Source organism: Yinghuangia sp. ASG 101 (assembly GCF_021165735.1).
GTDB lineage: Bacteria > Actinomycetota > Actinomycetes > Streptomycetales > Streptomycetaceae > Yinghuangia.
Window position 1 is genome coordinate 4,909,833 of record NZ_CP088911.1, and the last position, 12,237, is coordinate 4,922,069.

8 protein-coding genes are annotated in these 12,237 nt (G+C 68.3%); 7 read left to right on the forward strand and 1 reads right to left on the reverse strand.

Annotated elements, in window-relative coordinates:
* Nucleotides 1-339: 339 nt before the first annotated feature.
* Nucleotides 340-1,263: a hypothetical protein gene (locus LO772_RS21165; protein WP_231773606.1), complete on the reverse strand. Its 924-nt coding sequence runs from the start codon at nucleotides 1,261-1,263 to the stop codon at nucleotides 340-342.
* A gap of 201 nt (nucleotides 1,264-1,464) precedes the next feature.
* Here LO772_RS21165 and typA point away from each other — a divergent pair, with 201 nt between their 5' ends.
* The 7 genes from typA to LO772_RS21200 all read left to right on the forward strand — a co-directional run bounded on the left by typA (nucleotide 1,465) and on the right by LO772_RS21200 (nucleotide 11,760).
* The gene (gene typA, locus LO772_RS21170; RefSeq protein ID WP_231773607.1) at nucleotides 1,465-3,330 is read left to right on the forward strand and encodes a translational GTPase TypA; all 1,866 of its coding nucleotides are present in this window, start codon (nucleotides 1,465-1,467) and stop codon (nucleotides 3,328-3,330) included.
* Between the two features lie 492 nt (nucleotides 3,331-3,822).
* Nucleotides 3,823-5,094, forward strand: coding sequence for an acyltransferase family protein (locus tag LO772_RS21175; RefSeq protein ID WP_231773608.1), 1,272 nt, complete (start codon nucleotides 3,823-3,825; stop codon nucleotides 5,092-5,094).
* A 635-nt stretch (nucleotides 5,095-5,729) separates the two neighbouring features.
* Nucleotides 5,730-7,379, forward strand: a complete 1,650-nt coding sequence (locus tag LO772_RS21180) for a peptide ABC transporter substrate-binding protein (RefSeq protein WP_231773609.1) — start codon at nucleotides 5,730-5,732, stop codon at nucleotides 7,377-7,379.
* Between the two features lie 129 nt (nucleotides 7,380-7,508).
* Nucleotides 7,509-8,435, forward strand: coding sequence for an ABC transporter permease (locus LO772_RS21185; RefSeq protein ID WP_231773610.1), 927 nt, complete (start codon nucleotides 7,509-7,511; stop codon nucleotides 8,433-8,435).
* On the forward strand, nucleotides 8,428-9,678 hold the full coding sequence (locus LO772_RS21190; protein ID WP_231773611.1) for an ABC transporter permease: 1,251 nt from the start codon (nucleotides 8,428-8,430) through the stop codon (nucleotides 9,676-9,678). The genes LO772_RS21185 and LO772_RS21190 overlap by 8 nt, the downstream gene beginning before the upstream one ends.
* A gap of 32 nt (nucleotides 9,679-9,710) precedes the next feature.
* On the forward strand, nucleotides 9,711-10,733 hold the full coding sequence (locus tag LO772_RS21195; RefSeq protein WP_231773612.1) for an ABC transporter ATP-binding protein: 1,023 nt from the start codon (nucleotides 9,711-9,713) through the stop codon (nucleotides 10,731-10,733).
* On the forward strand, nucleotides 10,714-11,760 hold the full coding sequence (locus tag LO772_RS21200) for an ABC transporter ATP-binding protein (RefSeq protein WP_231773613.1): 1,047 nt from the start codon (nucleotides 10,714-10,716) through the stop codon (nucleotides 11,758-11,760). Before LO772_RS21195 ends, LO772_RS21200 begins: the two co-directional genes overlap by 20 nt.
* Nucleotides 11,761-12,237: the final 477 nt, after the last annotated feature.

Below are 12,237 nucleotides of genomic sequence, written 5' to 3' on the forward strand. Positions count from 1 at the left end.
CCCCGCGCCGTCGGGGGGCCGGTTGGTCGGTGTTGCGGACGTGCCTTGTCCGCACCGGAACGGGCAGGCCGCATCGACGTCGCGGCCGTGGGCGGTGCGAACCTTCGGAAGTGTGGCGCGATCAGGGAAAGGTTGGAAAGTGTTACGGCGATCTTTTTCGCGGGCACCGGCGGAATTCCCTCGCGCGGGGGATGGCATCGGGGCCGGAGACCTGCTGTCGGTGTGCCGAGACCGACCGGATGGTCATGAAACGGCGATCAAGAAAAACGATCATCAATCGATCATGAATTCATGATCGATTGATGATCGGGAGACCACCGGGGATTGCCGGGAAACGCGTCAGTCGGTGCGCAGCGTCGCCGCCGGGCTCGATTCGATCCGGGCGCGGGTCGCGGCGATGCGCGGCCGACCGGGCAGCACGCGTTCGGCGTCGTCGAGCGCGCGCCGGGCCCCGGTGATGTCGCCCGCCGCGCACGCGGCCAGCGCGAGGGTGCACAGCGCGTCCGCGTACCCCGCGGGCGTGCCCTTCTTCTCCTGGCGCACCGCCGACTGCGCCGCGCGCACGCTCTTGACGGTGTCGCCGTGCAGGACCAGCAGCAGCGGGTGCTGCTCCTCCGCCTCGGCGAACTTGAGCAGCATGCCGGACGGGTGCACGAAGTAGTCGGTCGGCGCGGCCAGCGCCTCCTCCGCGGCGGTCAGGTTCCCGGCGAGCGGAACCGCGCCCATCACCAGGGCCTGCACCATGACCTCGCCGAACAGCGTGCGGGCGGTCTCCCACTCGGGGTGGCCGGAGTGCAGCCGCTCCAGGTACGACCGGGCGATCTCGGCGGCCTCGGCGTCGTCCGCCTGCCCCTCGGCCGCCAGCACCCGCACATAGGTGCGGTACGGTTCGCCGTCGGGGCCCTCCGGCATGAGGTCGGCGAGCTGCGCGACCAGCGCGACGTCGCCCGCGCCGTACGCCTCGGTCGCCTTCTCGTGCATCATGCGCGCGCGGGCGGCGTTCTCCGACTCGACAGGCGGCGGCGGCACGTCGTCGTCCGCGCCGGGAAGGTCCGGGTACGGCCTGCCGAACGCGCCCCCGAAGGGGTTCCCCGGCCCGCCGCCCGCCGGACCGGACGCGTCCCGCGGGTCCGCCCCGAAGGCACCGCCGGCCCCGGAGCCGGAACCCGCGCCGGGCCCCGGGCCCGGACCGCCGTCCGGCCCGCGATCACCGCGCCGAGCCGACCACCGCCGCCGCATCCGCTCGCTGAAGGATTCACTCACACCGCCGATTGTGCCTTGCGCGCGCGACGAACGGCCGGGGCCGGCCGCCCCGACCTCCGCAACCGCCGGGGCCGGTGCCGCCCCGTACCATGGAGGTTGCCGCGGCGGACCGGCCCGGCTGGCATCCCGGTACATATCCGGCGGAACCGGATTCAGCCTGCCGGGTGCGACGTCCCGAGCCCAACGGAAGCCCGTAAACGCATGCCCACGCGCAACGACATCCGCAACGTCGCCATCGTCGCCCACGTCGACCACGGCAAGACGACCCTCGTCGACGCCATGCTCAAACAGGCCGGCGCCTTCTCCGCGCACCAGCAGGTCGACGACCGGGTCATGGACTCCAACGACCTGGAGCGCGAGAAGGGCATCACCATCCTCGCGAAGAACACCGCCGTCAAGTACCACCCCAAAGACGGCGGCGACCCGATCACCATCAACATCATCGACACCCCCGGCCACGCCGACTTCGGCGGCGAGGTCGAGCGCGGCCTGTCGATGGTCGACGGCGTGGTGCTGCTCGTGGACGCGTCCGAGGGCCCGCTGCCGCAGACCCGCTTCGTGCTGCGCAAGGCGCTCTCCGCGAAGCTGCCGGTGATCCTGTGCATCAACAAGGTCGACCGGCCCGACTCGCGCATCGCCGAGGTCGTCGACGAGACGTACGAGCTGTTCATGGACCTCGACGCGACCGAGGACCAGATCGAGTTCCCGATCGTGTACGCCTGCGCCCGCGACGGCATGGCGTCCCTCGACCGCCCCGACAACGGCGCGACGCCGAACAACGGCGACCTCCAGCCGTTCTTCCAGACCATCCTGGACACCATCCCCGCGCCGACGTACGAGGACGGCGCTCCGCTCCAGGCACACGTCACCAACCTGGACGCGTCCAACTTCCTCGGCCGCATCGCGCTGTGCCGCGTCCACAACGGGACGATCCGCAAGGGCCAGCAGGCCGCGTGGTGCCGCCACGACGGCAGCATCGAGCGCGTGCGCATCACCGAGCTGCTGATGACCGACGCGCTGGAGCGCAAGGCCGCCGAAGAGGCCGGGCCCGGCGACATCATCGCGATCGCGGGCATCCCCGACATCATGATCGGCGACACCATCGCCGACCCGGACGACCCGCGCCCGCTGCCGCTGATCATGGTCGACGAGCCCGCGATCTCGATGACGATCGGCACCAACACCTCGCCGCTGGTCGGCAAGGGCGGCAAGGGCCACAAGGTCACCGCGCGCCTGGTGAAGGACCGCCTCGACAAGGAGCTGGTCGGCAACGTCTCGATGCGCGTGCTCCCCACCGAGCGCCCCGACGCGTGGGAGGTCCAGGGCCGCGGCGAGTTGGCGTTGGCCATCCTCGTCGAGCAGATGCGCCGCGAGGGCTTCGAACTCACCGTCGGCAAGCCGCAGGTGGTCACCAAGACGGTCGACGGCAAGATCCACGAGCCGTTCGAGCGCCTGACGATCGACGCGCCGGAGGAATACCTCGGCGCGATCACGCAGCTCCTCGCCACGCGCAAGGGCCGCATGGAGACCATGACCAACCACGGAACCGGCTGGATCCGCATGGAGTTCGTCGTCCCCGCGCGCGGACTCATCGGTTTCCGCACCGAGTTCCTCACCGAGACACGCGGCACCGGCATCGCGCACAGCATCCACGACGGCTACGAGGCCTGGGTCGGCGAACTGCGCACCCGCAACAACGGCTCTCTCGTGGCCGACCGCTCGGGCGTGGTGACCGCGTTCGCGATGACCAATCTCCAGGAGCGCGGCACGCTCTTCGTCGAGCCGACCATCGAGGTGTACGAGGGCATGATCGTCGGCGAGAACAGCCGGTCCGACGACATGGACGTCAACATCACCAAGGAGAAGAAGCTCACCAACATGCGCTCGTCCACCGCCGACGAGACCGAAAAGCTCATCCCCCCGCGCAAGCTCTCCCTCGAACAGGCCCTGGAGTTCTGCCGCGAGGACGAATGCGTCGAGGTAACCCCCGAAACCGTCCGCATCCGCAAGGTGGTCCTCAACCAACAAGAACGCGCCCGCGCCGCCTCCCGCGCGAAGCGCGCCTGACCGCCTCCGCGGCAAACCGAGCTTCAGGGGAACCCCGGCCCGGTTGGGGAAAGAACAGACCGGGATGAGGGGATGGAGAGCGCCACCGGGTGGCGCTCTCCATCCCCTCGTTTTTCGGCGGGCTTGGGACGTGATCTCGGGCGCCCCTCAGGGGAGCGAGATCCGGCTGAGGGTCGATGGCCTTCGATGAGCGACTGCCGTCGGCCGCGCAAAGGCGCGGCCGACCAACGAACTCATATGTCGGGACCGGGTGAACGCGACAGGGCACGACCCCTGACTGGCCGCGCGCCCCCAAGGCGGGCGCGCGGCGAGGAAAACCGTTGCTCCCGCGGGGATCGTGCGATGCCCGTCGGACAGTGACCGCACGCGGAACGGACGCTGCCAGGTGGGGGGTTCGTACGTCGCCACCGGGTCGCGACCTGAAGTGACAGGGTTGCCGTCCGCCCGCAGACTTGCCGGATGTCCGTCAGGGAACATGCTCAAGTATCGCCCGTGCCCATCGAATCCACCGGTCGACGTCCGGAGTTGGATGCCATCCGGGCCGTCGTCGTGGTCGGGCTGGTGTTCTTCCACGCCTCCCTTGTCTTCGACACCGACGACGACTACTACGTCAAGAACGCCGTGACGACCACGGCAACCACCGCCAGCGCGGCGCTGGGCGCCGTATGGGCGATGCCGTTGCTCTTCCTCGTCGCGGGCCTCGGCGCCTGGCACTCCCTCCGAAATCGTGGCACCGGTGGGTTCGTCCGTGAACGCTTGCTTCGCATCGGCGTTCCGTTGGCGTTTGTGACCGTCGCGCTTGACCCGGTGCCACAGTGGCTGCGCTTGCGTGGGGAGCACCCCGAGGAGGACATCGACTATTGGGCCTTCCTCGGCAAGTTCTTCTCGGTGCGCCCGGATCTTGCCGACTTCCCGTTCGTACTGGACGGTGACTGGTTCGAGTTCGGACACCTGTGGTTCCTTGTCCTGCTGCTGACCTTCTCGCTCCTGCTCGCCGCCGCCGTGCGTTGGATCCCGGCCGCTCGCCCGGCGGGGTGGCGCGACCGGGCCGCGGAGGCCGTGACCTCGCGCCCGTCCGCCTTGTTCGCCGCCGCTGTTCCGATCGCGCTGATCTGCGCCGTGTTCGGCTTGGAGGAGGGCTTCGCGGCCTGGCACCGCTGGGCTTACTTGTTGTTCTTCGGTTACGGCTTCGTACTCGCGAGCGACGATCGGTTCCGCACCGCGATGCGCCGCACCGCCGCCGTCGCGTCGGCCGCGGGGCTCGTGCTGTTCGCCATGGGGCTCGCGGGCTTCATGATTGGCGGCGATGACAGCCGTGACGCCTTCGTGGAGATGAACCCGACGGCGATAGCCGCGCGGACGGTGTTCGGTGCGGCGGGATGGTGCTGGCTGGTGGCCATCCTGGGCTTGCTGGACCGGCAACGCGTGCGAATACGGGTGACGGCCGGTGACGGGCATGCGTCGGAGTCGGCCACGCCGGCAGGAGGAAGGGCCGGGCAAGGCTCTGCGCAGGGATCGCATGCGCGTCGGGGCCGCCGGGCCTACGCCTACTTCGGACCGGCCGCTCTTCCGTTCTATCTACTCCACCAACCCGTTCTGGTGGCCGTGGCCTACGGTGTCGTCGGATGGGAACTGCCCGCAGGGCTGAAGTACCTGGTGATCGTGGTGGCTTCGCTGGCCCTGACGATGCTGATATACGACCTGTTCGTGCGACGTACCCGGGTCACGCGGCTGTTGTTCGGCATGAGGCCCGCCAGGGCGTGACGCTTCCCGGCGGCGCCCTGCCGATCCGAGTGGTGTGCGGGTGGGCCGCGGGGCCCGCGCGATGCGGGGGTGAATCGGCCGCGGATAAGCGGGATTGATCATTCCCGTTCGCGCGCCGCCGGTTTTATCGATCTCCGTTCGGGATCTTCCTTTTCATGATTGTTTCGTTCCGTGCACGGTCGGCAAGATCGAAATCCGACGCCCTAATTCCTGGGTAAATATCCGGTTGGCGGCGGGATGGGCGGTCGCCGGGATGACCAGAGTACGGACGCGTCGTCGGTCCATAAATTTCATGCAAATCAGGATGATCCGCGCACGCTACGCGCGGCGACGATCATGACGCGGCCATGCATACGAACACCGTGATCCGGTCAGCGTGCAAACCACCGTTCCGGTTGTCGGTCGTTTTGTCGGGGTTCATTGGCGAATCAGGGCAATAAAAGGCCAGGCTTAATAGAAAAGAAACGCTGCGGCTATGGATGTAGATCACCGGTAGTCGGATAGTTGCGCTTGCGTCCGAGTCGTATTTCCCGGCCGGCTCCGCACGCCACCACGGCGCGGGTGCGATGCCCCCTGCCCGGCGGCGTTTTCGCCCTCCCCTTTTCCGTCCCCCAGCGACTCCGAGGAGGCAGACCGTGCGTGGATCTACGCGCGTGAAGTTCGGCGCGGCCATCGCCGCGTTGGCCCTGGCCGCCACTGCCGCATGCAGTACCGACAGCGATGATCCGGAGCCGGACTCCTCCGCCGCTCCGGGCGCGGGCAAGAAGGGCGGGTCGATCACCGTCCAGCTCGGGGAGCCCCAGCACGGTCTGGTCCCCACGAACACCTCGGAGAGCGAGGGCAACGAGGTCCTCAACGCCCTCTTCGCCGGGCTCGTCGACTACGACATCGACACCAACAAGCCGGAGAACCGCGTCGCGGAGTCGATCACCAGCGCCGACAACAAGGTCTGGACGATCAAGATCAAGCCCGACTACACCTTCCACAACGGCGAGAAGGTGACCGCGAGTTCGTTCGTAGACTCCTGGAACTACGGCGCCAACCAGAAGAACGCGCAAGAGGCGATCCCGTTCTTCGACAAGATCGAGGGCTCCGACGAACTCGCCCCGGGGGAAGGCAAAGAGCCCACCGCCGAGACGCTCAAGGGCCTCAAGGTCATCGACGAGACCACCTTCGAGGTCACCCTCAAGGTGCCGTTCGCGCAGTTCCCGAGCATGCTCGGCTACAACGCCTACTACCCGGTGCCGAAGGCGTTCTTCGCCGACCCGAAGGCCTTCGACGACGCCCCCATCGGCAACGGGCCGTTCATGATGGACGGCAAGTGGGAGCACAACCAGCAGATCAAGGTCAAGCGGTACGAAGGCTTCCCCGATCACGACGGCAAGGCGCTGCTCGACGCGGTCACCTTCAAGATCTACGAGAAGCTCGACACCGCGTACAACGACCTGCGCGCCGGCGCGATCGACATCACCGACAAGCTGCCGGTCTCCGCGATGGGCACGGTCCAGAAGGACTTCCCGGGCCGCACCTCCAGCGTCGCCGAGTCGTCGATCGGCTACATCGGCTTCCCCCTCGCGACGAACCCGATCTACGCCAACCCCGATCTGCGCAAGGCCATTTCGATGGCGATCGACCGCAAGACCCTCAACGACAAGATCTTCAGCGGCACCCGGCCGCCGGCCGACGACTTCGTCAGCCCGATCATCCCGGGCTACCGGCAGGGCATCTGCGGTGAGGCGTGCACCTACAACCCGCAGGCGGCGAAGGACCTGTACGCGAAGGCCGGCGGCCTGCCCGGCAACAAGCTCGAAATCGGCTACAACACCGACGGCGGCCACAAGGACTGGATCGAGGCCGTCGGCAACATGCTCAAGGACAACCTCGGCATCGACGTGACACCGCGTCCGTTCGAGAAGTTCGGGGCCATCCTGGACGCGCTCGACCAGAAGCAGTTCTCCGGCGCGTTCCGCATGGGCTGGACGATGGACTACCCGTCGATCGAGAACTACCTGCGGCCGATCTTCAGCAAGATCGCCATCCAGAACGGCTCGAACCACGCCGGTTACGTCAACGAGGACTTCGAGGCGGCGCTGGCGGCGGCCGACGTCAAGCAGGGCGACGAGGGCATCGCCGCGTACCAGGCGGCCAGCGACATCCTGCTCAAAGATCTGCCCTACATCCCGGTGTTCTTCTACATGAGCTCCAACGCGTGGTCGGACCGGGTCACCAACGTGAGGATCGACGCGCAGAACCGCATGCGCCTCGACCTGGTGTCCCTCACGTAGCCCTCCGCCAGCGACACGGCGGCCGAGGACCGGGTCGTCCCCCCGACAGGTCCGGTCCCGGCCGCCGTCCCGGAGCAGCGCCGCGCGCCCACGCCCGTGCTCCGGGGGACCGCCCCACCGGGAGGGCTCGTGTACCGCTACCTCTTGCGCCGGCTGCTCCAGGCGATTCCCGTCCTGATCGGTACGACGCTGCTCATCTACACCATGGTGTACTTCCTGCCGGGCGACCCCGCGCGGGCGATGGCCGGCGACCGCCGCCAGGACCCCGTCGTCGTCGAGATGATCCGGGACAAATACCACTTCAACGACTCGTTCTTCAGCCAGTACTGGCACTACCTGACAGGCATCTTCCAAGGCGACTTCGGGACGACGGTACGAGGCCGCGCGGTCGGCGACATCATGGCCGAGCGCTTCCCCTGGACGATCAACCTCGCCCTCGTCGCCCTGCTCATCGAGGCGGTCGTCGGCATCGTCGCGGGCATCTTCGCGGCGCTCAACCGGGGCAAGTTCTTCGACAACCTGGTGCTGATCGTCACGCTGATGATGATCTCGATCCCGACGTTCGTGACCGGCTTCATCCTGCAACTGCTGGTCGGCGTCGAATGGCAGATCCTCCCGGTCTCGTTCAACGAACGCGACGGGTTCAAGGCGTACATCATGCCGGGCTACGTGCTCGCGTCGCTGTCGCTCGCGTACGTCACCCGGCTCATGCGCACCAGCCTGGCCGAAACCATGCGGTCCGACTACGTGCGTACGGCCGTCGCGAAGGGCCTGCCGCACAGCCGCGTCGTGATGCGGCACGGCGTCCGCAACGCGCTGATCCCCGTGGTCACGTTCCTCGGCGCCGACCTGGGCGCGCTGATGGGCGGCGCGATCATCACCGAGCGGATCTTCAACATCCCCGGCGTGGGCGGGCAGTTGGCGCAGTCGGTCTACCTGCGAGAACGCCCGGTGGTCATCGGCATGGTGACCGCGCTGGTGCTCATCTACATCGTCGGCAACCTCATCGTCGACATGCTCTACGCCGTTCTCGATCCGAGGATCCGCTATGACTGACACCCAGGGGAGCGCGCCGGAGCCGCCACCGGAAAAGCGCGCGGACGCGGGCGGGGACACAGGCCCGGACACCACGGCGCCCCAGCCTCCCGCCCGGGCCGACGCCGAGCCCACGGACCCGGCCGCGAGCCGACCCGACGCCCGGGCCACCGGGCAGGCCGCCCGGCGGGCCGACGAGCAGCCGCGCGAGCGGGTCCCTCGGCAGGCCACCGACGAGGCCGGCGACCAGGCGACCGACGATGCCGCGGCCCAGGCGACCGGCCAAGCCCTCCGGCAGGCCCCCGATCCGGCGACCGTCCTGACCACCGACCCACCCGAACCACCCGATCAACCCGATCAACCCGACGACTCCACCCGCCCCGACCCGCCCCCCGGCGGAGCCGACGAGCGCGTCGGGAACCTGTGGTCGGACGCGTGGTACGACCTGCGCCGCCGCAAGATGTTCCTCGTCCCGGCGTTCGTCATCTTCGTGCTGCTGCTGATCGCGGCGTTCCCGCAGTTGTTCACCGACCACAACCCGCACGACGCCGGTGCCTGCAGGCTCGTGAACTCCCTGAAGGATCCCAGCGGTTCGCACTGGTTCGGCTACGACGTACAAGGCTGCGACGTCTACACGAAAGTCATCTGGTCGACGCGGAACTCGATCGTCGTGGGCTTCTCCACGGTGGTCATCGTCACCCTCGTCGGCGGCGTCCTCGGTCTGATCGCGGGCTATGTGGGCGGCTGGGCCGACGGCCTCCTGTCGCGCTTCGCCGACATCTTCTTCGCGATCCCGCTCATGCTCGGCGCGATCCTCGCGCTGGCGGTCATCGGCAAGGGCGACGCGCTCACCGTGGCCCTGATCATGGCCGCCCTCGTCTGGCCGAAGATCTTCCGTCTGATGCGCGGCGCGGTCATCGCGAACAAGCACAACGACTACGTCATCGCGGCCCGGGCGCTCGGCGGCGGCACCTTCCGGGTGACGTTCCGCCACATCCTGCCCAACGCGATCGCACCCGTCCTCGTGTACGTGACCATCAGCCTCGGCGAGTTCATCGCGGCCGAGGCGGCGCTGTCGTACCTCGGCGTCGGAATCCAGCCACCCGGCATCTCGTGGGGGCTGATGATCAGCGACGCGCAGGAGCGCTTCCTCCAGGCATCCCACCCGCTGTTGTTCCCATCGCTGTTCCTCAGCGTCACGGTCCTCAGCTTCATCCTGATGGGCGACGCCGTGCGCGACGCCCTCGATCCGAAGAACCGATAGGGGACGCGGTGACGACCCACACCACAGAACCCGTGCTTCTCGACCCCGACGCCGCGCTGCTCGAAGTCGACGACCTGCACGTCGAGTTCCACACGCGCGACGGCATCGCCAAAGCCGTCAACGGGGTGTCGTTCCGTGTGCACGCCGGCGAAACGCTCGCGGTACTCGGCGAGTCCGGCTCGGGCAAGTCGGTGACCGCGCAGGCGATCATGGGCATTCTCGACACCCCGCCCGCCCGGCTGTCCCGGGGGACGATCCGCTTCCAGGGCCGCGACCTGCTGACGATGGGTCAGGAGGAGCGGCGCCGGATCCGGGGCCGACACGTCGCGATGATCTTCCAGGACGCGCTGTCAGCCCTGAACCCCGTGCTGTCGGTGGGCAAGCAGCTCGGCGAGATGTTCCGCGTCCACCGCGGCATGTCGCGGCGCGAGGCCAAGGCCAAAGCGGTCGAGTTGATGGACCTGGTCCGCATCCCGGCCGCGAAGGCGCGCGTCGACGACTACCCGCACCAGTTCTCCGGCGGCATGCGCCAGCGCATCATGATCGCGATGGCGATGGCCCTGGAACCGGACCTCATCATCGCCGACGAGCCGACCACGGCCCTCGACGTGACCGTGCAGGCCCAGGTGATGGACCTGCTCGCGGCCCTGCAACGCGAGTTCCACATGGGCCTGATCCTCATCACGCACGACCTCGGCGTGGTCGCGGACGTGGCCGACAACATCGTCGTGATGTACGCCGGGCGCATCGTCGAGCGCGCTCCCGTCCACGCGCTCTACCAGGCCCCGGCGCACCCGTACACGATGGGCCTGCTCGAATCGATCCCGCGGCTCGACCACAAGGGCGGCGAACTCGCGGCGATCAAAGGCCTCCCGCCGAACCTCCTGCGCATACCGGCGGGTTGCGCCTTCCACCCGAGGTGCCCGTATGTGCGCGACGTGTGCCGTACGGAAACGCCGCCGCTGCACGCGGTCGCGGGAACCGGCGCGGCGGCCCACCGCACGAGCGCCTGCCATTTCCGGAAGGAGGCGCTCGATGGCACCATCGCCCGATAAGGCGCGGGAGGCCGACCCGGTCCTGCAAGTCAAGGGCCTGGTCAAGCACTTCCCGCTCACCCAGGGCATTCTGTTCCAGCGTCAGGTCGCCGCGGTCCGGGCGGTCGACGGCGTGACCTTCGACCTCGGGCGCGGCGAGACGCTGGGCCTGGTGGGGGAGTCGGGCTGCGGCAAGTCGACGGTCGCGAAGCTGCTGATGAACCTGGAGCGGCCGACGCGGGGCCAGGTGCTGTACAAGGGCGAGGACATCTCGCGTCTGTCCGGTCGGGCGCTGAAGGCGGTCCGCCGGAACATCCAGATGGTCTTCCAGGACCCGTACACCTCGCTCAACCCCCGCATGACCGTCGGCGACATCATCGGCGAGCCGTTCGCGATCCATCCGGACGTCGCGCCCAAGGGCGAGCGGCGCAGGAGAGTCCAGGACCTCCTGGACGTGGTCGGCCTGAACCCCGAGCACATCAACCGGTATCCGCATCAGTTCTCGGGGGGTCAGCGGCAGCGCATCGGTATCGCGCGGGGGCTGGCGCTGAACCCGGAGATCATCATCTGCGACGAGCCGGTGTCGGCGCTGGACGTCTCGGTGCAGGCGCAGGTGATCAACCTGATGGAGAAGCTCCAGAACGAGTTCGACCTCAGCTACGTCTTCATCGCGCACGACCTGTCGATCGTGCGGCACATCTCCGACCGGGTGGCGGTCATGTACCTCGGCAAGATCGTCGAGATCGGCACCGAAACCGAGATCTACGACCACCCCACCCACCCCTACACCCAAGCCCTGCTCTCCGCCGTGCCCGTTCCGGATCCGCGTGACCGGGAGCGCCGGGAGCGGATCATCCTGGCCGGCGACGTGCCGTCGCCGGTGAACCCGCCGTCCGGCTGCCGCTTCCGCACGCGCTGCTGGAAGGCGCGGGACGTGTGTGCCGAGGACGCGCCGGTCCTGGCACCGCCGGAGGGCCTGTCGGGCCCGGCCGCGCACGCGAGCGCGTGCCACTTCGCCGAGCTGCGGGACACCGTGACGTCGCCCTGAGCCGGCCGCCTCCCGCGGCCCGCGCTGAGCGCCGGGCCCGGAACGGCGCCGTACGCGATCCGTGGGACGCGTGTGATGTACGGGGTGCCACCTCCCGACGGGGGGTGGCACCCCTTCTTGCGCCTCCGGATGCTACGCGCGTAAATTTTGCGTTTCGTCGGAAGGCTACGCGCGTAGCGCCAGATGGCCTCCCACCTGGGATTTCCTGGGTTTGACACGCTCCGTAGTCGACACCCCGGCGACCCCCGATGTTCCGCGACAGTCTTCTTGTCCGTTCATAGGACTGTATGCTCCGCACAGCGACACACCCGTCCGAATGATTCGTGTATTCCCCGGTAACATCGCAGCCGTCAGGCGAGACCTTGTCGGGACGTGCGTGATCGAACCGCAATACTCCGAAGGTTGGAGCATCGCAAACAGTGACGGATAGTAGATGCGTTTGCGCCCGGTTGCCGGTCACGCGTTCGGGCGCGGCCG